Genomic DNA, 20,502 nt, shown 5'->3' with positions numbered 1-20,502 from the left:
GGGGACGACCACGGCCCGGGACGGTCGTCCCGGGCCGTGGTGGGGGGTGGTCAGTCCTGCATCGCCCGGTACTCGTCGTCGGTGAACAGCCGCGAGCGGATCAGGAACCGGACGCCCTCCGGCGCCTCGACCGAGAACCCGCTGCCGCGCCCCTTGACGACATCGACCGTGAGATGCGTGTGCTTCCAGTACTCGTACTGCGACGCCGACATCCAGAAACCGATCGGCCGGTCCACACCCTCGACGACCAGGTCGCCGAGGTGGACGTCCGACCCGCCCGTCCGGAAGTCCCCGTCCGGGTAGCACATGGGGGCGCTGCCGTCGCAGCACCCACCGGACTGGTGGAACATCAGCGGGCCGTGCAGGTCGGTGAGTTTCACGAGCAGATCGGCGGCGGCCGGCGTCAGCGTCACCCGCTCGGTCGGGGTGACGCCGACGTCCGGCTCACCCATCAGAAGAAGCCCAGCGCGTTCGGCGAGTAGCTCTGCAGGATGTTCTTCGTCTGCTGGTAGTGGTCCAGCATCATCTTGTGGTTCTCGCGCCCGATACCGGACTGCTTGTAGCCACCGAAGGCCGCGTGTGCCGGGTAGGCGTGGTAGTTGTTCACCCACACCCGGCCGGCCTGGATCTCGCGGCCCGCGCGGTAGGTGGTGTTCGCGTCGCGGCTCCACACGCCGGCGCCGAGACCGTAGAGCGTGTCGTTGGCGATCTTCATGGCGTCGTCGTAGTCGCTGAAGCGCGCGACCGACACGACCGGGCCGAAGATCTCCTCCTGGAAGATCCGCATCTGGTTGTTGCCCTCGAACACGGTCGGCTTGATGTAGTAGCCGCCCGCGAGGTCGCCGCCCAGCTCGGCCTTCTCGCCACCGGCGAGGACCTTGGCGCCCTCCTGCCGGCCGATGTCGATGTAGGAGAGGATCTTCTCGAACTGGTCGTTCGAGGCCTGCGCACCCATCATGACGTCGGTGTCGAGCGGGTTGCCCTGCTTGATCTGCTCGACGCGCTTGACGGCCTGCTCGATGAACTCGTCGTAGATGCCGCCCTGGATGAGCGCGCGCGACGGGCAGGTGCAGACCTCGCCCTGGTTGAGGGCGAACATCGCGAAGCCCTCGAGCGCCTTGTCGTAGAAGGCGTCCTGCTGCGAGGCGACGTCGTCGAAGAAGATGTTCGGGCTCTTGCCGCCCAGCTCCAGGGTGACCGGGATCAGGTTCTCCGAGGCGTACTGCATGATCAGCCGGCCGGTGGTGGTCTCACCGGTGAAGGCGATCTTGCGGATGCGCTTGTTCGACGCCAGCGGCTTGCCGGCCTCGACGCCGAAGCCGTTGACGACGTTCAGCACGCCCGGCGGGAGCAGGTCGGCGACCAGCTCGAGCAGCACGTGGATCGAGACCGGGGTCTGCTCGGCCGGCTTGAGGACGATCGCGTTGCCGGCGGCCAGGGCCGGGGCCAGCTTCCAGATCGCCATCAGGATCGGGAAGTTCCACGGGATGATCTGGCCGACGACGCCCAGCGGCTCGTGGAAGTGGTAGGCGATGGTGTCGGCGTCGATCTCCGACGACGTGCCCTCCTGCGCCCGGATCGCACCGGCGAAGTAGCGCAGGTGGTCGACGGCGAGCGGGATGTCGGCGGCGAGGGTCTCGCGGCAGGCCTTGCCGTTGTCCCAGGACTCGGCGATGGCGATCAGCTCGAGGTTGGCCTCGACCCGGTCGGCGATCTTGTTCAGGATGTTCGCGCGCTCGCCGGCGGAGGTCTTCCCCCACGCCGGGGCGGCGGCGTGCGCGGCGTCGAGCGCCTTCTCGACGTCCTCCGCGGTGCCCCGGGCGACCTCGGTGAAGTTCTCACCGGTGATCGGGGTCGGGTTCTCGAAGTACTGGCCCTTCACCGGAGCGACGTACTCGCCGCCGATGAAGTGCTCGTAGCGCGGCTTGAAGGAGACGACGCTGCCCGGCTGACCGGGGTTGGCGTAGACGGCCATGAATGTTCCTTCCCTGAGGTGCTTCGTCGAACCGAGGGCGCGGTGCGGAACGCACGTTGCGCGTGACCGCCGACACTAGGAAGGTGGGGGTTGCACGGAAGTTGCACGCAGATGCGGAACCTGACCCTCCGGTGAGTACCGACGACGCGGATTCGATTCAGGTAAGGCAAAGCTGACCGTAAGGTGAGGACGTGGCTGCGCAGCACGCGGATCGCCGGGTGTACGAGCGGGCGCGCGACGCCGTGCTCGGCGGCTCCTCCGGTGCGCGCGGCGCCGGGGTCCGGCCCGAGGTCCGCGCCTCCTGGGCCCGCTCGCTGGCCGCGGCGGTCGACCCGGAACGCTCCCGTCCCCCGCACGACTACGACCGCGCCGAGCTCACCGACCGGCGGGCGGCGCACCCCCTCGCGTCCGTGCTTCCGGTGTTGCGCGACACGCTCACCGACGCCGCCGAACAGGCGCGGCACATGATGATCGTGACCGACGGGCAGGGGCGGATCCTCTGGCGCGAGGGCGCCCGCGCGGTGCTGACCCGGGCCGAGCGGGTTGACCTGGTGGAGGGCACCCGGTGGAGCGAGGACGCCGTCGGGACCAACGCGATGGGCACCGCGCTGGCCGGCGCCGCGCCGGTCCGCATCCACTCCGCCGAGCACCTGGTCAGCGCCTACCACCCGTGGACCTGCGCGGCCGCCCCGGTGCACGACCCGGCGACCGGACGGGTGGTGGGCACCGTCGACGTCACCGGGCCGGAGGAGAGCTTCCACCCGACGACGCTGGCGCTGGTCACCGCGGCCGCGCGGCTGGCCGAGCACCGGCTGCTGGCCATCGCCGAGGCCCACGACCGGCGGCTGCGCGAGGAGTACTGGCCGCACCTGACCCGGCTCGGCGGCACCCCGGGCGCGCTGTTGTCCGCGCACGGGCGGGTGCTGGCCGCGTCGCCGGGCAGCGAGTTCCCGGAGCGGATCGCCCTGCCCGACGGCGGGGACCGGGTCGTCGTCGACGGCGTCGCGGTCGGCGGGGCGCCGCTGGGCGGCGGGCCCGTCGCGGGCGTGCTGGAGCCACTGGGCGAGGGCTGGCTGCTGCGGCTGCCCGCGGGCGGACCCGTCCGGACGGCCCTGACGCTGCCGCTGCTCGGAGCGCGTACCCCCGTCGTCGCCCGCCGGGACGGGCGCCCGGTGCGCCTGGGCCTGCGGCACGCCGAGGTCCTCGCGCTGCTGGCGCTGCACCCGGAGGGGCTGACCGCCGACCAGCTCGCCGCCGCCCTCTACGGCGACGGCGGCCGCGCCATCACCGTGCGCGCCGAGGTGCACCGGCTGCGCCGCGCCGTCGGCGAGGACACCGTGCGGACCCAGCCCTACCGGCTCGTCGCCGACGTCGACGCCGACTTCCTGCGGCTGCGCGCGGCGCTGCGGGAGGGCCGGATCCGCGACGCCGCGGCCGAGGCCGCCCGCGGGCCGCTGCTGCCGACCTCGGACGCGCCGGAGGTCCGCCGGGCCCGCGAGCAGCTCGCCGTCGCCGTCCGGTCGGCGCTGCTGCGGGCCGACGACCCGGACGCGCTGTGGACCCTGGTCCGGGCCGGCCGGGGCGACGGCACCGACGACGACGAGCTGCGCCACCGGCTGCGGGCGCTGCTGCCGTCGTCGGACCCGCGGCGCGACGAGCTCGGCTGAGCGCTCAGTCCGGGTCGGTGTGGTCGGGGATGCCGTCGTCGTCGGAGTCGGGCAGCCGCGGGTCCTCCTCACCGGCCCGCACCGCCTCCAGCTGCGCGGACAGCGCCACCCCGGCCAGCAACGCGACCCCGGTGATGTTCGCCCAGATCAGCAGGGCCATCACCGCCGTCAGCGGACCGTAGGTCTCACCGAAGGTGTCCGCGACGGCGACGTAGAGCCCCAGCAGCCCGGACGCGACCAGCCACAGCAGCACCGTGACCGCGGCGCCGGCCCCCAGCCAGGACAGCCCCGGCTGGCGACGACGCGGCGCGAACCGCAGCAGCACCGTCACCGCGACGACGAGCAGCGCCAGCCCGACCGGCCAGCGCACGACGTCCCACACCGTCTCGGCGACCGCACCCCACCGGTACACCTCGCGCACCGCGTCCCCGAACGGCTCCCCCGCCACGATCAGCAGCAGCCCGGTCGCCATCGCGACGCCCGCGGTGGCGGTGAGCGCCGCGGCACGCGCGTACTTGGCGAGCGCGGGCCGGTCCCGCTCGGTGCCGTAGATCCGGTTCGCGCCCCGCTCCAGCTGCGCGAACGCCGAGGTCGCCGCGGCGAACGCGGTGAGCAGGCCGAGCGCGAGGACCAGCTCACCGCGTTCCCCGGTGGGGGTGTCGTCCCGCTCGGCGGGCTCACCGGGGTCGTCCGGGTCGGCCTCCCCCGCTCCGGTACCGCGGACGGCCTCGGCGACCAGCTCGTCGCTGGTCCCGGGGGACAGCGCCAGCACCGTGCGGGCGACGACCTCCGAGGCGCCCTCGGCGCCCGCCGCGGCGGACAGCCCGACCCCGGCGATGATCAGCGGGACGGCGGCGAGCGCCAGCTGCAGGCCGAACGCGCGGGCGTGGGAGAAGCCGTCGCCGTAGCGGAAGCGCAGGAAGCCCGCGGACAGCAGGTGCCCGAGGCCGTAGCGGCGCAGCGTGTGGGCGGCGTCGTCGGCGGAGAGCTCCTCACCGGTCATCAGCCGGGTCTCGGGGACCGGGCGCACCGAGCTCATGCGCAGAACCTAGCCGCAGGCGGGCGAGAATGACGCTCGTGGACACCCCGGCACGGACCGACCGCTTCGACGAGCTGGTGGAGCGCGCGCGGGCGCTCGCCACCGGACGGCGACGGGCGGTGCTCGGCATCGCGGGCGCCCCCGGGGCCGGGAAGACGACCGTCGCGCTGGCCCTGGTCCGGGCGCTCGCCGCCACGCCCCCGGACGGGCTCGGCCCCGGCTGGGTCGCCCACGTCCCGATGGACGGCTTCCATCTCGCCGACGTCGAGCTGGACCGGCTGGGCCGCCGTCATCGCAAGGGCGCCCCGGACACCTTCGACGCCGACGGCTACGCCGCGCTGCTCGCCCGGCTGCGGCTCATCCCCGACGACGGCGCGGGCCCGGTGTACGCCCCGGCGTTCGACCGGGAGATCGAGCAGCCCGTCGCCGGGTCGGTCCCGGTGCACCCGGAGTGCCGGCTCGTGGTCAGCGAGGGCAACTACCTGCTCCTCGGCACGCCCCGCTGGCGGGCGGTGCGGGCCGGGTTCGACGCCGTGTGGTTCCACGAGACCGACGAGGCGCTCCGGCTGGAGCGCCTGGTCGCGCGGCACGTACATTTCGGCAAGACGCCCGAGGCCGCCCGGGCCTGGGTGGAACGGACCGACGAGCCGAACGCCCGGCTCGTCGAGGCCTCGCGGGACCGGGCCGACCTGGTCGTCGCGCTGCCCGACCACGCCCCCGGCCCGCTCCCAGGGGAACCTTCGTAGCGCTCTACGCCTCGAAGGTTCCCCTGGGGGCCACCGGGCCGGGGCCGGAACCGGGCTCCGGACCGACGACGGCGGGCCGCCCCGGGAACTCCCGGGACGGCCCGCCGTCGTCATGCGTGGGTCTGTCTCACTCCTCGCCGGCCAGCGCGGTGGGCGGGGAGTCCGGCACCGGCTCGGACGGCTTGCGCTCACCACGGAAGGTGAACTTGGCCTTGTCCGACCAGGCGTTGGAGCCCTCCTCCGCGGAGGTGTCGAGGCCCTCGACGTCGACGATGACGATCTGCCCGGCCTCGATCTCGCCGAACAGGATCTTCTCCGACAGCTGGTCCTCGATCTCCCGCTGGATCGTCCGGCGCAGCGGCCGGGCGCCCAGGACCGGGTCGAACCCGCGGTGGGCCAGCAGCTTCTTGGCGTTGTCGGTGAGCTCGATGCCCATGTCCTTGTTCGCCAGCTGCTTCTCCACCCGCCCGATCATCAGGTCGACCATCTGGATGATCTGTTCCTGGTTGAGCTGGTGGAAGACGATGATGTCGTCGATGCGGTTGAGGAACTCCGGCCTGAAGTGCTTCTTCAGCTCGTCGTTGACCTTCGTCTTCATCCGCTCGTAGTTCGACTTCTCGTCGCCACCGGAGGAGAAGCCCAGTCCCACGGCCTTCGAGATGTCCTGGGTGCCCAGGTTCGAGGTGAAGATCAGCACGGTGTTCTTGAAGTCGACCGTGCGGCCCTGACCGTCGGTGAGACGGCCGTCCTCGAGCACCTGCAGGAGCGTGTTGTAGATCTCCTGGTGCGCCTTCTCGATCTCGTCGAACAGCACCACCGAGAACGGCTTGCGCCGCACCTTCTCGGTGAGCTGGCCGCCCTCCTCGTAGCCGACGTACCCGGGAGGGGCACCGAACAGCCGCGAGGCGGTGTAGCGGTCGTGGAACTCACCCATGTCGATCTGGATGAGGGCGTCGTCCTCGCCGAACAGGAAGTTCGCGAGCGCCTTGGACAGCTCGGTCTTACCGACACCGGACGGGCCGGCGAAGATGAACGAGCCGGACGGGCGCTTCGGGTCCTTCAGACCGGCGCGGGTACGACGGATCGCCTGCGAGACGGAGCGGACGGCGTCCTCCTGGCCGATGATCCGCTTGTGGACCTCGTCCTCCATCTTGAGCAGACGGGTCGTCTCCTCCTCGGTCAGCTTGAACACCGGGATGCCGGTCCAGTTCCCCAGCACCTCGGCGATCTGCTCGCCGTCGACCTCCGCGACGACGTCGAGGTCGCCCGACTTCCACTGCTTCTCGCGCTCGGCCTTCTCGCCGAGCAGGGTCTTCTCCTGGTCGCGCAGGTGCGCGGCCCGCTCGAAGTCCTGCGCGTCGATCGCCGACTCCTTGTCCCGGCGGACGTTCGCGATCTTCTCGTCGAACTCCCGCAGGTCCGGCGGAGCCGTCATCCGGCGGATGCGCATCCGGGCGCCGGCCTCGTCGATCAGGTCGATCGCCTTGTCCGGCAGGAAGCGGTCGTTGATGTAGCGGTCGGCCAGCGTCGCGGCCGAGGCCAGTGCGTCGTCGGTGATCGTGACGCGGTGGTGCGCCTCGTACCGGTCGCGCAGACCACGAAGGATCTCGATGGTGTGCTCGACCGACGGCTCGGACACCTGGATCGGCTGGAAGCGGCGTTCCAGCGCGGGGTCCTTCTCGACGTACTTGCGGTACTCGTCGAGCGTCGTCGCACCGATGGTCTGCAGCTCGCCGCGGGCCAGCATCGGCTTGAGGATCGAGGCGGCGTCGATCGCGCCCTCGGCGGCACCCGCACCCACCAGGGTGTGGATCTCGTCGATGAACAGGATGATGTCGCCGCGGGTGCGGATCTCCTTGAGCACCTTCTTGAGGCGCTCCTCGAAGTCACCGCGGTAGCGGGAACCGGCGACCAGCGAGCCCAGGTCGAGGGTGTAGAGCTGCTTGTCCTTCAGCGTCTCCGGGACCTCGCCCTTGACGATCGCCTGGCCGAGGCCCTCGACGGCGGCGGTCTTGCCGACGCCGGCCTCACCGATCAGCACCGGGTTGTTCTTGGTCCTCCGCGAGAGGACCTGCATGATCCGCTCGATCTCCTTCTCCCGGCCGATGACCGGGTCCAGCTTGCCCTCACGGGCCTGCTGGGTGAGGTTGCGACCGAACTGGTCGAGCACCAGCGACGAGGACGGGGTGCCCTCGCCACGGCCACCGGTGCCGCTCTCCTGCGGCTCCTTGCCCTGGTAGCCGGACAGCAGCTGGAGCACCTGCTGGCGGACACGGTTGAGGTCGGCGCCCAGCTTGACCAGCACCTGGGCCGCGACGCCCTCGCCCTCGCGGATGAGACCGAGCAGGATGTGCTCGGTCCCGATGTAGTTGTGGCCGAGCTGCAGCGCCTCGCGCAGCGACAGCTCCAGCACCTTCTTCGCCCGGGGGGTGAAGGGGATGTGCCCGGACGGGGCCTGCTGCCCCTGGCCGATGATCTCCTCGACCTGCTGTCGCACGCCCTCCAGAGCGATACCGAGGGACTCGAGCGCCTTCGCGGCGACGCCCTCTCCCTCGTGGATCAGGCCAAGGAGGATGTGCTCGGTCCCGATGTAGTTGTGGTTGAGCATCCGGGCCTCTTCCTGGGCCAGGACGACAACACGTCGCGCTCGGTCGGTGAACCTCTCGAACAATTCGCACTCCTTGCCTGCTGCGCCTCACTGACGGCGCGACCAGCATCTCCGTACGGTCCGGGCTCGCCCGAACCGACACTGCGCCCTCGCGTGACACCGCGCCAGGCCACCCTCGCGGGAGACCTCATACCACTGTATCGGTCGAAGGGGCCCCGGCGCCTCCACCTGACGTGCACCGGGGCACGTGCCCGCAGTAACACGGGTGACACCTGCCGTGTTCCCGGCGGCCGTCAGCCGGTCGTGGCGGCGGCCTCCTCGCGCTCCCGCTCGGCCGCCTTGAACTGCCGGAACCCCTCCTCGTCGCGCCCGCGGCGCCAGTACCCGGAGATCGACAGGTCGTCCTTGGCGACGCCGCGCTCGCGGGTGAGGTGCCTGCGGAGTTCGCGCACGGCGATCGCCTCACCGTGCACGAAGGCGTGCACGCGCCCGGGGAGGAACTCCAGATCCGCGACGACGGCGGGCAGCTGCTCCGAGTCCGGGTCGCCCCCGGCGTCGGTGCGGTACAGCCACCGCACGTCCACCCCGGGGCCCGTGGGCACGTCGATCTCGTCGCCGGGAGCGTCCACCTGCAGGACGGCGACGACCGGCCGCCCGGCCGGGATCCGCTCGAGCGCGGCGCAGATCGCGGGCAGCGCGGCCTCGTCGCCGACGAGCAGGTGCCAGTCGGCGTCCGGGTCCGGTGCGTAGGCGCCGCCCGGGCCGAGCATCCGCAGCCGGTCGCCCGGGCGGGCGGCGGCCGCCCACGGGCCGGCGAGGCCGGTGTCGCCGTGGTGGACGAAGTCGATGACGAGCTCGCCTGCGGCGTGGTCGAGCGAGCGGACGGTGTAGGTCCGCTGGGCGGGCCACCGGTCGCGCGGCAGCTCGGCGTGCACCCGGTCCATGTCGAGCGGCTCGGGGTACTCGACGCCGGGGAGCGGGAAGAGGATCTTGACGTAGCGGTCGGTGTACTCCGTGACGGGGAACGCGGCCAGGCAGTCGCCGCCGGCGACGACGCGCACCATGTGCGGGCTCAGGCGTTCGGTGCGGAGCACCCGGAGATCGGTGACGGGGCGGGCCATCAGGCTGCCTCCCAACGACGAGAGGGGAAGGGGCCGTCGCGACGGTACCCCTCCCCCGCCCCGTCGGGTAAGGCAGACCTTAGTTCTCCTGGTGGTAGGCCTCGAGCACCTCGGCCGGGATGCGGCCGCGGTCCGAGACCTTCATCCCGCGGTTGCGGGCCCACTCGCGGATCGCCTGGTTCTGCTCGCGGTCGACCGACGGGCGGCGGGCCGCCCCGCCCGACGAGCCGCCGCTGCGCCGGCGGGCCGCGCCACCGGCGCGACGGGCGGCCGCGACGTAGTCGGCGAGCACGTCGCGCAGCTTCTTCGCATTCCCGTCGGACAGGTCGATCTCGTAGTTGCGTCCGTCGAGACCGAACTCGATCGTCTCGTCCGCCGCGTCGCCGGTCAGATCGTCGACGAGCCGGACTTCCTTGATCTGCGCCATCTCCGCAGCCTCCCTGAATGGCCGAACACGTTCATGATGAGGGACCGGGGCGGACATCGGCGACTGCGCGATGCAATAGCAGGACGCAATATGAGGCCACCGGGTACCGGTTCCGACTCGAATCAGAGAGTATCCGAGAAATGTTCGTGTCGTCGACCTGGGTACGGAGAATGCGGCGAAACGCGTTCGACACCACTCGTACGGGTCCGACAAACACGACGTCCCCGGTCGCTCCTCGCGGCCGGGGACGTCGTCGGATGTGCGTTCGGAACCGGTTCAGGACTCGCCGCGGACCAGCGGGAACAGGATCGTCTCGCGGATTCCGAGGCCGGTCAGCGTCATCAGGAGGCGGTCGATACCCATTCCCATCCCACCGGTGGGCGGCATGCCGTACTCCATGGCGCGCAGGAAGTCCTCGTCGAGCTGCATGGCCTCCGGGTCGCCCGCCGCGGCCTTGAGCGACTGGGCGTGCAGGCGTTCCCGCTGCTCCACCGGGTCCACCAGCTCGGAGTAGGCCGTGGCCAGCTCCACGCCAAAGACGATGAGGTCCCAGGACTCCGACAGCCGCGGGTCGTCGCGGTGCGCACGGGTCAGCGGCCGCACCTCGACCGGGAAGTCGCGCACGAAGGTCGGCTCGTGCAGGGTGTGCTCGACCAGCTTCTCGAACAACTCGAGCACGATCTGTGCGGCCGTCGGATAATCGGTGATGTCGACGTCGTGGGCGTGCGCGATCCGCTGCAGTTCCGACAGTTCCGTGTCCGGCGTCACGTCCCGCCCGACGGCCTCGGACACCGATCCGTAGATGGTCACCGATCGCCACTCGCCACCGAGATCGTGCTCGGTGCCGTCGTGGTGGCGCACCGTGGTGGAACCGAACAGCGCCTGCGCCGAGGACTGGATGAGCTCCCGGGTCAGGACCGCCATGTCGTCGTAGGTCGCGTAGGCCTGGTAGGCCTCCAGCATCGCGAACTCCGGGGAATGCGTGGAGTCGATGCCCTCGTTCCGGAACACCCGGTTCAGCTCGAAGACGCGCTCGATACCACCGACCACGCAACGCTTCAGGAACAGCTCCGGTGCGATCCGCAGATACAGATCGGAGTCGAGTGCGTTCGCGTGCGTCACGAACGGGCGCGCGGTGGCACCGCCGTGCAGGTTCTGCAGCATCGGCGTCTCGACCTCGATGAAGTCGCGGCCGGTGAGCGACTCGCGGACGGTCCGCAGCACGGTGGACCGCGCGCGCACGGTCTCGCGGGCCTGCGGGCGCAGGATGAGGTCGACGTAGCGCTGCCGGACCCGGTTCTCCTCGGAGAGCTCCTTGTGCGCGGTCGGCAGCGGCCGGACCGACTTCGCGGCGACCGACCACTCGTCGACCATCACCGAGAGCTCGCCCCGTCGCGAGGTGATGACCTCACCGCGCACCGCGACGAAGTCACCCATGTCGACGACGGCCTTCCAGCCGGCCAGCGCCTCGGCCCCGACCCGGTCGAGCGAGAGCATGGCCTGCAGCTCGGTGCCGTCGCCCTCGCGCAGCGTCGCGAAGCACAGCTTGCCGGTGTTCCGCACGAAGATCACCCGGCCGGCGACGGCGACGGTCTCGCCCGTCGCGGTGTCCGCGGGCAGGTCCGGATGGGCGTCGCGGACCTGGCGCAGCGAGTGCGTGCGGGGGACCTCGACGGGGTACGGGTCGGTGCCCGCGGCGATCAGCTCCGCGCGCTTGGCCCGGCGCACCCGCATCTGCTCGGGGAGGTCGGCCTCGGTCGCCGGGTCGGACGGTGTGCCGGGAGTGTTCACGGCAGGTCAGGCTATCGGCGGTACCCGGGAGCGCCCGTCGTCACCCCCCACCCCCGCGCCGAGGCATCGCGCGGTGGCCGGCCACCGGCCTACCGTGCGGAGGTGCCCGACGACGAGGTGGACCGCGGCCGCACGTTCGGTGCCGTCGCCCGCGCCTACGACGACCACCGCCCCGCCTACCCCGACGCCGCCGTCGACGCGGCGCTGGCCGGGACCGCGGAGCGGCCCCGCGTGCTCGACCTGGGAGCGGGGACCGGCAAGCTGACCCGCGTCCTGACCGCGCGCGGCCTCGACGTCGTCGCGGTGGAGCCGGACCCGGCGATGCTCGCCGTCCTGCGGGAGCGCTCCCCCGGCGTCGAGGCCCGGACCGGGTCCGCGGAGGGCATCCCGCTGCCCGACGGCCACGTCGACGCCGTGCTGGTGGGCCAGGCGCTGCACTGGTTCGACCTCGGCCGGGCCGCACCGGAGATGGCGCGGGTGCTGCGGCCCGGCGGGGTGCTGGCCGGGCTGTGGAACGGCGGGGACGACGACGTCGCCTGGATCCGCGAGTTCGGCGAGCTGACCGTGCGCGGGCGGCGTGTGCCCGGCAACCCGGCCGGTGGCGGCGACGCGACGCCGCACCCGGGCTCCCCCTGGTTCGTCGACGACGGGGAGGAGCGCGTCACCTGGGGCCGCCCGACCACCGTCGACGAGCACCTCGCCGACATCGCCACGCACTCCTGGGCGCTGCTGAGCACCCCGCAGGACCGGGACGCGGTGTTCGCCGTCGCCCGGGAGTTCCTGACCGGGCGGGTCGCCGGCCCCGACGGCCGCTTCACCATGCCGATGCGCACGATCGTGCGGCGGTCCCGCAGGCTCTGAGCCCGGCCGGCGGGCGCGGTCCACGAGACCGGTCAGCGGGGCCGGTCAGCGGGGCCGGTGGTGGCGCAGGTGGGTCAGCCGCAGCCCGTGCAGCGTCAGGTCCGGGACGTGGTGGGTGACGGTGTCGGCACGGCCGTGGACGAGCTCCGCGAGCCCGCCGGTGACGATCACGGTGACCGGCAGCGCGTCCGGGCCCAGCTCGGCGAGGATGCGGCGGACCAGCCCGTCGACCTGTCCGGCGGCGCCGTAGAGCACCCCGGCCTGGACGGCCTCGACCGTCGTCCGGCCGATCACCGAGCGCGGCTCGACCAGGTCCACCGGCCGCAGTGACGACGCCCGCTCGGCCAGCGCCTGCATCGCGATGTCGATGCCCGGGGCCAGCGCCCCGCCGAGGAACTCGCCCTTCGCGGTGACCACGTCGATGTTCGTGCAGGTCCCGAGGTCGACGCAGATGCAGGTGGTGCCGAACAGGTGGTGCGCGGCGAGCGAGTTCACGACCCGGTCCGCGCCCACCTCGCGCGGGTGGTCCACCAGCAGCGGCACGCCCGTCCGCACCCCCGGCCCGACGACGAGTGTGCGCATCCGGTCCGACCAGCGCGAGAGCAGCGTGCGCAGCTCCCGCGACGGCCCGGGCACCGTGGACAGCGCGGCGACCGCGGTGACCTCGGGGAAGTGCGCGCCGAGCATCCCGGTGACGGTCAGGTCCAGCTCGTCGGCGGTGGCACTGGTGTCGGTGCGCAGCCGCCAGCGCCGCTCCGGCTCCGGGTCGAGCGCCTCCGCACCTGTCCCGGTATCGGGGTAGAGCCCCAGCGAGACGTGGGTGTTCCCGACGTCGATGCAGAGCAGCACCGTGTCGTCCTCAGCGGGCCGCGCTGGTCAGCAGGCCCGAGCCCTCCGGGGCGTGTCCCGGGTCGGCGCCCAGGTCGGCGATCCGGTTGTCGGCGTCGACGAAGACGACGCGCGGGCTGTAGCCGCGCAGCTCGGCCTCGTCGTACGAGCCGTAGGAGATCAGGATGACCAGGTCACCGGGGTGCACCAGGTGCGCGGCGGCGCCGTTGATGCCGATCACCCCGGAGCCGGGCTCGCCGGTGATCACGTAGGTCTCCAGGCGGGCACCGTTGGTGATGTCGACGATGCTGACCTGCTCGCCCTCGAGCAGGTCGGCGGCCGCCATGAGGTCGGCGTCGACGGTGACCGAGCCGACGTAGTGCAGGTCGGCCTGCGTCACGGTGGCGCGGTGGATCTTGGACTTCATCATCGTGCGGTTCACGGCGGTTCTCCTCGGGACGCGGTCAGAACGCGATGGGGGCGTTGTCGATCAGGCGGGTGGCGCCGACCCGGGCGGCGACGAGCAGGCGGCCGTCCCCGGCGCCCGGCGCGGGGGCCGGTCCGAGGTCGGTGTCGCGCAGCTCGAGGTAGTCGACGTCGACCTCCGGCTCGGTCGCCAGCTCGGCGCGGGCGGCGTCCAGCACGGCGTCGTGCCCGCGGACCGACACCGCGGCCCCGGCCGCGAGCGCGCGCGACAGCACGGCGGCGGCGCGGCGCTGCCCGGGGTCGAGGTAGACATTGCGCGAGGACAGGGCCAGGCCGTCGTCCTCGCGGACGGTCGGGACGCCCACGACCCGGGTCGGGAAGTCCAGGTCGCGCACCATCCGGCGGATCAGCGTCAGCTGCTGGTAGTCCTTCTCGCCGAACAGCGCGACGTCCGGGCCGACGATGTGGAACAGCTTGGACACGACGGTCAGGACGCCGTCGAAGTGGCCTTTCCGGGAGGCACCCTCCAGCTCGTCGCCGAGCGGCCCGGCGGTGACGCGGGTCTGCGAGCCCGGCGGGTACATGTGCTCGACCTGCGGGGTGAACACCAGCTCGACGCCCTCGTCGCGGCAGGCGTCCAGGTCGGCCTCGATCGGGCGCGGGTAGCGGTCCAGGTCCTCGCCCGCGCCGAACTGCAGCGGGTTCACGAAGATCGACACGACCGGGACGACGGCGCCGGGGATCCGCTTCGCGTGCCGGATCAGCTCGCGGTGGCCCTCGTGCAGGGCGCCCATCGTGGGGATGAGGACGACCTTGCGGCCCGCACCGCGCAGCGCGCGGGTGACCGCGGCGAGCTTCGCCGGGTCGGCGTGCACGGTCAGCCGGCCGGTGCCGTAGCCGTTCCGGGTGGAGCCGGGGGTGCTCACTTCTCCTCCAGTGCGGTCTCGATGTCGCGGACGCCGTCGGGGCCGAGGAGCCCGGCGGCGGCGGCGCGGTGGGCGGTGCGCCCGGCCAGCGCCCGGTAGACGGCGGCCAGGTCGGCGTCGGCGTCGCCGATGTGCTCCAGGTGGGTCCGGACGGTGCCGGCGTCGCCGCGGGCGACCGGTCCGGTCAGCGCACGGTCGCCGTGGCGCAGCGCATTGTCCAGCGCGGCCGACAGCAGCGGCGCGACGAGCCGCTCCGCGGGCCGGATGCCGGCGGTCTCCAGCAGCTGCACGCAGTCCCCCACCAGGGTGGTCAGGTGGTTGGCGCCGTGGGCGAGCGCGGCGTGGTAGAGCGGGCGCATCGCCTCGGGGATGCGGACGGGCTCGGCCGACATCTCCAGCACGAGTGCCTCGGCGACGCTCCAGCCGACGGCGTCGCGCGGGTCGCCGTGCTCCGGGTCGCCGGGGGCGGTGACGCCGATGCAGCAGGCGGCGAGCCGGTCGACGTCCTCGGGGCGGCCGGTCACCGTCATCGCCGGGTGCAGCGCCAGCGGCAGCACACCCCGCTCCGTCGCCGGGTCCAGCACCGCGACGCCGCGCGACCCCGCCGTGTGGACGGCGATCTGGCCCGGGCGGAAGCATCCGGCGGCGGCGAGGCCACGGACCAGGCCGGGCAGCACGTCGTCGGGGACGGCGAGCAGGACCAGGTCGGCGCGCGAGCAGACCTCGTCCGGCGGGAGCAGGGGGACGTCGGGCAGCAGGGTCTCCGCCCGGCGCACCGAGGCCTGCGAGACCCCGGAGGCGGCGACGACGTGGTGGCCCGCGCGGGCGAGCGCGGCGCCCAGCACCGCACCGACCCGACCGGCCGAGACCACCCCGACCGCGAGCCGCGCGGGGCGACCGCCATCGATCGCAGAGTCCATCACGAGAATCCGTTTCCTCCCGTTCCGGTCCTGGTGGGGTACCGGTCGGGCAATCCGCGGGTGGCGCGACCTCCGGTGGCCGCGCGCCGGACGCGAGGGTAGACGGGCGCCGGGTGGCGGGGCGTGCTCCTGAGACCGGCCTCACCCCCGGCCCCGCCGGTGATCGACGGTTGTGGAGATCAGCGCCCGCCTCGCGAACGCTCCGCTCCACAACCGGTGATCATGGAACGGGGTGGGGGCGGGCGGTCCCCGGCGCCCCGGACCGGCCCGGGTCAACGGGCGGCGGGACGGTCCGGGTCGTCGTCGGGGCGGAGCATCGGGCGGGTGGGGCCGGGGTCGGACGGGTTGTCGTGGTGGCGGCCGCGGGGCTCGGCGGCGGGTGGTTCCGGACGGCGGACGGCCCGGGTGAGGTGCTCGTCGCCTCCCCCCGGGGCGGATCCGGCGGTGCCGGGGACCGCGGGGCCCTGCGCCGGCGAGGCGGACGGTGCCGGGCCGGGGCCGGACACCGGGGAACCGGGCTGCTGGTGTCCGGGCTGCTGGTGTCCGGGCTGCTGGTGTCCGGGCTGCTGGTGTCCGGGCTGCTGGTGTCCGGGTGACGGCGAGCCCGCTCCCCGGCCACCGGGGACCGGACCGGGCCCGGCACCCGGCTGGCCGGGACGTCGGGCGGGCTCCTGCGGACGGCCGGGCACGCCCTGGCCGTCGGAGCGGGCCTCGGGATCGGCCGCCCCCGGACCGCGCGGACCGGCCGGACGGGCGCCGGCGGGCGGTCCCGGGGTGTACGGGGCGGGCGGGGTGGGGGTCCGCGGCGCGCCCGACCACGGAGCGACCCGCGGTCCCTCGGGGCGCCCCCAGGGCGCCGCGGTCATGAGCGTGTCCGGGCCGGGCGGGAGCGGCGGCACGGCGGGCCCCGCGGAGGCGGACGCGCCGCCGCCGTCGGGGAAGGTCGGGATCCGGAACTGGCCGGAGAAGCTGCCGTCCGGCGCGGCCGGGGGCGGCGGCTCCCAGTCCGACGGACGCTTCCGCGCCCAGGCCGCGACCAGCGCCTCCGGCACCCCGACGGCGACGGCGCGGGCCCGCAGCACCGCGGCCAGCTTCTCGTCGTGCAGGGCGTGGGCGCTCTCCTTCACTGCGCCGCGCGCGATCCGGTTCCGCATGAACGCCAGCTCGGTGACCGCGGACTGGTACTCGGCGACGGCCTTCGCCGCCGCCGGGCCGGAGCGGCGCCGCACCAGCGTGCGCCAGCCCTTCCGCCGGGACAGCCGGGCCAGCAGGGTCACCTCGCTCGGCGCGATCCAGCCCGCGGCGGCGAAGCCGGGCAGCTGCGCGGCGACGATCCGCGCCTCGCGGCGACGGGCGAACACCACGAGCAGGATCAGCCCGACGAAGATCGGGACCATCACGAACAGGTAGATCTGGAAGAAGCCGCCGGGCGTCGCGGCCAGCACCGACGCGCCGTTCCACAGCGCGTGCAGCACCACCGCGGCGACGTAGCCGGCGATCATCGCCAGCACCCGCACCCCGATGCTGCGGCTGGCCACCGCGATCCCGGCGGCGATGCCGATCATGCAGGTGAACAGCGGGTGCGCGAACGGCGAGGCGACGCCGCGGACGAACAGCGTCGCGAGCACGCCGGCCGACTCCGGCTCGGACACCGCGCGGCCGAGGTAGAGGATGTTCTCGCTGAACGCGAACCCGGCGGCGACGATCCCGGCGTAGACGACCCCGTCGACGATCCCGTCGAACTCGCGGCGCCGGAACAGCAGCAGCCCGACCAGGAACAGGCCCTTGGTGAACTCCTCGACGACCGGGGCGACCACGACCGGGCCGAACAGGTCGCCCGCGCCGCGCCCGGCGGCCGCGTCGAGCACCGCCGAGGCGCTCGTGTTGATCAGCAGGGCGACCAGCGCGGCGAACCCGGCGCCCCAGAGGAACGCGCCCATCAGCATCCGCGGCGGCTCGGGCTCCCAGCGGTCCACCCAGAGGAACGCCGCCACCACCGGCACGACCGGCAGCAGCGCGGCCAGGGTCCCGACGATCACACCCGGCGTCCCGATCGCGCGTTGCAGCACCCCGATCGTGATCACCGCGAGCAGGGCCAGCACCACCAGGCCGACGACCGGCAGCAGCACGCCCCGTCGCTTGGCGGACGGCGCCGGCACCGGTGTGTACGGGCGGCCGAGCGTCGGGGACGTCATGACCGTCCAGCGTAGAGAACCGGCCCCGCCCGCGCGGGGGGACGCGCCTCAGGTCGAGCGGATCCCACCGTCGGTGTCGTCCGGGTCGTCGGGGGCCCGGCAGCAGTACTCCAGCCAGAACGCGGCGCCGATCAGCAGCAGCGCGCTGACCACACCGAACCCGGCGACGACGCTGTCCCGGAACGCGGCCACCACGACCGCGGCCCGCGGCAGCGTGTGCATCAGCACGCCCACCCACAGCCCGGCGACCACCGCGCCGCCGACCGCGGAGGCCTTGGCGAGCAGCACCGCCCGGGCCGCGACGAGCGGCGGTACCGGGACGGCCCCGTTCCGGCGCTCGATCCGGCGCCGCAGCACGACCCCGCCCGCGGCCTCGGCGGCGGCGAGGACCGTGACGACGACCGCCGCGGCGACCGGCAGCGTCGGCAGCGACCCGTAGGTCAGCTGGACGAGAATGTTGCCGAGCAGGGCCGCGACCACGGCGATCGCGGCGACGTCGCGGACCCGGGTCGGGCGCACGGTCGGGCGCGGGTCGCCGTCCGGGCCGCGGCCGGGGCGCCGTCCGCCCGGTCCGGGCGCGGTCATGCCGGGTCCCGCAGGACGACGTCGTCGCGGCGGTGCACACCGGCACGGCCGTCCGGGCCGAGCCGGTCCAGCAGGTCGGCGACCGGCCCGTGCCCGTGCAGGACGGCGCCGGGCTCGGCGAGCAGCCAGGGCAGCAGCACGGTGGCCCGGTCGGGGGTGCCCGGGTGCGGCAGGAGCAGCTCCGGGTCGTCCGAGGTGACCGGGGCGCCGGCGTCGGTCACCTGGACGACGTCGACGTCGAGTGTGCGCGGCCCCCACCGCTGCTCGCGGACCCGGCCCGAGGCGTCCTCGAGTGCCTGCCCACGGCGCAGCCAGCCCCACGCATCGAGCCCCGGGTCGTCCGCGACCAGCACCGCGTTGAGGAAGTCCGGCTGGTCGGTCACACCCCACGGCGCCGTCTCGAACACCGGCGACACCGCCACGACGGCCGCCCCCAGGTCCGCGACGACCGTGCGCAGGTGCGCGGCCCGGTCGCCCAGGTTGGAGCCGAGGGACAGGACCGCGCGGGTCACGCCCGGCTCCGGGTCAGGACGACCGCGACGTCGTCGAAGGTCAGGGGGATCGGCGCCGACGGCTTGTGCAGCGTCACCTCGACGGCGGCGACCCGGGCGTCGTGGTCCAGTACGGCCTGCGCGATCTCCCCGGCGACGGCCTCGACGAGGTCCCGGGCCGGACCGCCGACGATGCCCGCGGCCAGCTCGGCGAGCTCGCCGTAGTGCAGCGTGTCGGCCAGGTCGTCCGAGGCGGCGGCGGGCGCGAGGTCGGCGTGCACCACCAGGTCGACGACGAACTCCTGGCCGTCGCGACGCTCGTGGTCGAACACGCCGTGGTTCCCGCGGACCCGCAGACCCCGGAGCTCGATCCGGTCGCTCACCGCCCGGTCTCCCGCGGGGTGCGGGCGCGCGAGGCGCCGAGCCGGCAGGCGGCGGCGACCGCGATGGCGTCCATCGTGGACTCGACGTCGTGCACCCGCACGCCCCAGGCGCCCGCGTTGGCGGCGAGCGCGCTGACCGCGGCGGTCGCGATGTCGCGGCCCGGCGGGGTGCGCGGCTCGCCCTCGGCCGAGGCCAGGAGCTCGCCGAGGAACCGCTTGCGCGAGGCCCCGACCAGCACCGGGAAGCCCAGGTCGACGAACACGTCGAGCCGGCGCAGCAGCGCCCAGTTGTGCGCGGCGTTCTTGGCGAACCCGAGACCGGGGTCGAGCACGATGCGGCCGGGGTCGACCCCGGCCATCACGGCGTGGTCGACCCGGGCGACGAGCTCGGACCGGACCTCGCCGATCACGTCCTCGTAGCCCGCGAGCTGCTGCATGCCGGCGCTGTGCCCGCGCCAGTGCATGATCACCCAGGGCGTCCGCGACTCGGCGACGACCGCGGCCATCCGCGGGTCGGCCAGGCCGCCGGAGACGTCGTTGACCATCGCCGCACCGGCCTCGACGCAGGCCTGCGCGACCTCGGACCGGGTCGTGTCGACGCTGACCCGCACGCCCGCGGCGACGAGCTCGCGCACCACCGGCAGGACGCGGTCCCGCTCGGTCGCGGCGTCGATCCGCTGTGCCCCGGGCCGGGTCGACTCCCCGCCGACGTCGACGAGGTCGGCCCCGGCGTCGCGCATCGCGACGCCGTGCGCGACGGCGTGCGACCGGTCGACGTAGCGGCCGCCGTCGGAGAACGAGTCGGGGGTGACGTTCAGGATCCCCATGACCGCGCAGCGGCCGAGCTCCGGCAACGCCCCGCCGGGGGCGACCACGTCAGCGCCCCCTGATCAGCGAGAGCGCCTCCGCGCGGGAGGTCGCCGAGCTCTTGAACAGCCCGCGCACCGCCGAGGTGGTGGTGCGCGACCCCGGCTTGCGGATGCCGCGCATGGCCATGCACAGGTGCTCGGCCTCCAGCACGACGATCACCGCGCGCGGGTTCAGCTTGCGCACCAGGGCGTCGGCGATCTGTGCGGTCAGCCGCTCCTGGACCTGCGGGCGCTTGGCGTACAGGTCGACCACCCGGGCCAACTTGGACAGGCCGGTGACCTGGCCGTCGACGGCCGGGATGTAGCCGACGTGGGCCACCCCGTGGAAGGGCACGAGGTGGTGCTCGCAGGTGGAGAACATCGGGATGTCCTTGACCAGCACGAGCTCGCCGTGGCCCTCGTCGAAGGTCTTCTCCAGCACCGTGTCCGGGTCGACGAACAGGCCGGCGAAGATCTCGCCGTAGGCGCGCGCGACCCGGGCCGGGGTCTCCTTGAGGCCCTCGCGGTCCGGGTTCTCCCCCACCGCGATCAGCAGCTCGCGGACGGCGCGCTCCGCACGGTCCAGGTCGACCCCGCCGGGTACGGCCCGGGTCACCCCGGCCGCCACCGCGGCGGACTCCACCGGTCCGGAGCGTCCGTCCGTC

The 20,502-nt window shown here is 73.7% G+C and carries 20 protein-coding genes; 3 read left to right on the top strand and 17 right to left on the bottom strand.

The window, feature by feature from the left end:
- Nucleotides 1-50 precede the first annotated feature (50 nt).
- Together ND486_RS08785 and ND486_RS08780 are read right to left on the bottom strand one after the other, a co-directional pair.
- Complete coding sequence (locus ND486_RS08785; protein WP_179761640.1) at nt 51-452, bottom strand: DUF779 domain-containing protein; 402 nt, start codon at nt 450-452, stop codon at nt 51-53.
- Nucleotides 452-1,975, bottom strand: coding sequence for an aldehyde dehydrogenase family protein (locus ND486_RS08780; protein ID WP_208826223.1), 1,524 nt, complete (start codon nt 1,973-1,975; stop codon nt 452-454). Before ND486_RS08780 ends, ND486_RS08785 begins: the two co-directional genes overlap by 1 nt.
- A 191-nt stretch (nt 1,976-2,166) precedes the next feature.
- Here ND486_RS08780 and ND486_RS08775 point away from each other — a divergent pair, with 191 nt between their 5' ends.
- Nucleotides 2,167-3,642: a helix-turn-helix domain-containing protein gene (locus tag ND486_RS08775; protein WP_251783600.1), complete on the top strand. Its 1,476-nt coding sequence runs from the start codon at nt 2,167-2,169 to the stop codon at nt 3,640-3,642.
- A gap of 4 nt (nt 3,643-3,646) precedes the next feature.
- Here the strand turns inward: ND486_RS08775 and ND486_RS08770 are convergent, their stop codons facing one another.
- Entirely contained in the window at nt 3,647-4,681 is a 1,035-nt protein-coding gene (locus ND486_RS08770; RefSeq protein ID WP_251783598.1) for a YihY/virulence factor BrkB family protein, read from the bottom strand.
- A gap of 29 nt (nt 4,682-4,710) precedes the next feature.
- Here ND486_RS08770 and ND486_RS08765 point away from each other — a divergent pair, with 29 nt between their 5' ends.
- Nucleotides 4,711-5,427 carry a nucleoside/nucleotide kinase family protein gene (locus ND486_RS08765; RefSeq protein WP_251783596.1) on the top strand — a complete coding sequence of 239 codons (717 nt, stop codon included), beginning with the start codon at nt 4,711-4,713 and terminating at the stop codon, nt 5,425-5,427.
- Between the two features lie 127 nt (nt 5,428-5,554).
- Here the strand turns inward: ND486_RS08765 and ND486_RS08760 are convergent, their stop codons facing one another.
- The 4 genes from ND486_RS08760 to lysS form a co-directional block, all read right to left on the bottom strand.
- Complete coding sequence (locus tag ND486_RS08760) at nt 5,555-8,098, bottom strand: ATP-dependent Clp protease ATP-binding subunit (RefSeq protein ID WP_062398450.1); 2,544 nt, start codon at nt 8,096-8,098, stop codon at nt 5,555-5,557.
- 230 nt (nt 8,099-8,328) lie between these two features.
- A complete protein-coding gene (locus ND486_RS08755) occupies nt 8,329-9,156 on the bottom strand; it encodes a siderophore-interacting protein (RefSeq protein ID WP_251783593.1) in 828 nt (275 codons plus the stop codon).
- A gap of 79 nt (nt 9,157-9,235) precedes the next feature.
- Nucleotides 9,236-9,583 carry an Lsr2 family protein gene (locus tag ND486_RS08750; protein WP_208826231.1) on the bottom strand — a complete coding sequence of 116 codons (348 nt, stop codon included), beginning with the start codon at nt 9,581-9,583 and terminating at the stop codon, nt 9,236-9,238.
- Between the two features lie 276 nt (nt 9,584-9,859).
- Complete coding sequence (gene lysS, locus ND486_RS08745) at nt 9,860-11,317, bottom strand: lysine--tRNA ligase (protein WP_208826244.1); 1,458 nt, start codon at nt 11,315-11,317, stop codon at nt 9,860-9,862.
- Nucleotides 11,318-11,476: 159 nt separating this feature from the next.
- Here lysS and ND486_RS08740 point away from each other — a divergent pair, with 159 nt between their 5' ends.
- Complete coding sequence (locus tag ND486_RS08740; RefSeq protein WP_251783591.1) at nt 11,477-12,235, top strand: class I SAM-dependent methyltransferase; 759 nt, start codon at nt 11,477-11,479, stop codon at nt 12,233-12,235.
- Between the two features lie 45 nt (nt 12,236-12,280).
- Here the strand turns inward: ND486_RS08740 and ND486_RS08735 are convergent, their stop codons facing one another.
- From ND486_RS08735 to folE, 10 genes are all read right to left on the bottom strand, one after another.
- Nucleotides 12,281-13,084 carry a type III pantothenate kinase gene (locus tag ND486_RS08735; RefSeq protein ID WP_062398459.1) on the bottom strand — a complete coding sequence of 268 codons (804 nt, stop codon included), beginning with the start codon at nt 13,082-13,084 and terminating at the stop codon, nt 12,281-12,283.
- Nucleotides 13,085-13,094: 10 nt separating this feature from the next.
- The gene (gene panD, locus ND486_RS08730; RefSeq protein WP_208826235.1) at nt 13,095-13,505 is read right to left on the bottom strand and encodes an aspartate 1-decarboxylase; all 411 of its coding nucleotides are present in this window, start codon (nt 13,503-13,505) and stop codon (nt 13,095-13,097) included.
- 22 nt (nt 13,506-13,527) lie between these two features.
- The gene (panC, locus tag ND486_RS08725) at nt 13,528-14,415 is read right to left on the bottom strand and encodes a pantoate--beta-alanine ligase (RefSeq protein ID WP_208826237.1); all 888 of its coding nucleotides are present in this window, start codon (nt 14,413-14,415) and stop codon (nt 13,528-13,530) included.
- On the bottom strand, nt 14,412-15,335 hold the full coding sequence (locus tag ND486_RS08720) for a Rossmann-like and DUF2520 domain-containing protein (RefSeq protein WP_251783589.1): 924 nt from the start codon (nt 15,333-15,335) through the stop codon (nt 14,412-14,414). Before ND486_RS08720 ends, panC begins: the two co-directional genes overlap by 4 nt.
- A gap of 272 nt (nt 15,336-15,607) precedes the next feature.
- Entirely contained in the window at nt 15,608-17,530 is a 1,923-nt protein-coding gene (locus tag ND486_RS08715) for a PrsW family glutamic-type intramembrane protease (RefSeq protein WP_251783586.1), read from the bottom strand.
- Between the two features lie 48 nt (nt 17,531-17,578).
- A complete protein-coding gene (locus tag ND486_RS08710; RefSeq protein WP_251783584.1) occupies nt 17,579-18,115 on the bottom strand; it encodes a DUF3180 domain-containing protein in 537 nt (178 codons plus the stop codon).
- Nucleotides 18,112-18,627, bottom strand: coding sequence for a 2-amino-4-hydroxy-6-hydroxymethyldihydropteridine diphosphokinase (gene folK / locus ND486_RS08705; RefSeq protein ID WP_251783583.1), 516 nt, complete (start codon nt 18,625-18,627; stop codon nt 18,112-18,114). The genes ND486_RS08710 and folK overlap by 4 nt, the downstream gene beginning before the upstream one ends.
- Complete coding sequence (gene folB / locus ND486_RS08700) at nt 18,624-18,989, bottom strand: dihydroneopterin aldolase (protein WP_178375735.1); 366 nt, start codon at nt 18,987-18,989, stop codon at nt 18,624-18,626. The genes folK and folB overlap by 4 nt, the downstream gene beginning before the upstream one ends.
- A complete protein-coding gene (gene folP / locus ND486_RS08695; RefSeq protein ID WP_208826391.1) occupies nt 18,986-19,816 on the bottom strand; it encodes a dihydropteroate synthase in 831 nt (276 codons plus the stop codon). The genes folB and folP overlap by 4 nt, the downstream gene beginning before the upstream one ends.
- Before the next feature lie 49 nt (nt 19,817-19,865).
- The gene (folE, locus tag ND486_RS08690; protein WP_373324043.1) at nt 19,866-20,480 is read right to left on the bottom strand and encodes a GTP cyclohydrolase I FolE; all 615 of its coding nucleotides are present in this window, start codon (nt 20,478-20,480) and stop codon (nt 19,866-19,868) included.
- Nucleotides 20,481-20,502: the final 22 nt, after the last annotated feature.

The organism is Pseudonocardia sp. DR1-2, assembly GCF_023717215.1.
Taxonomy (GTDB): Bacteria; Actinomycetota; Actinomycetes; order Mycobacteriales; family Pseudonocardiaceae; genus Pseudonocardia; species Pseudonocardia alni.
The sequence above is the reverse complement of the archived record's forward strand: the minus strand, read 5'-3'. Positions and strand labels throughout refer to the sequence as shown.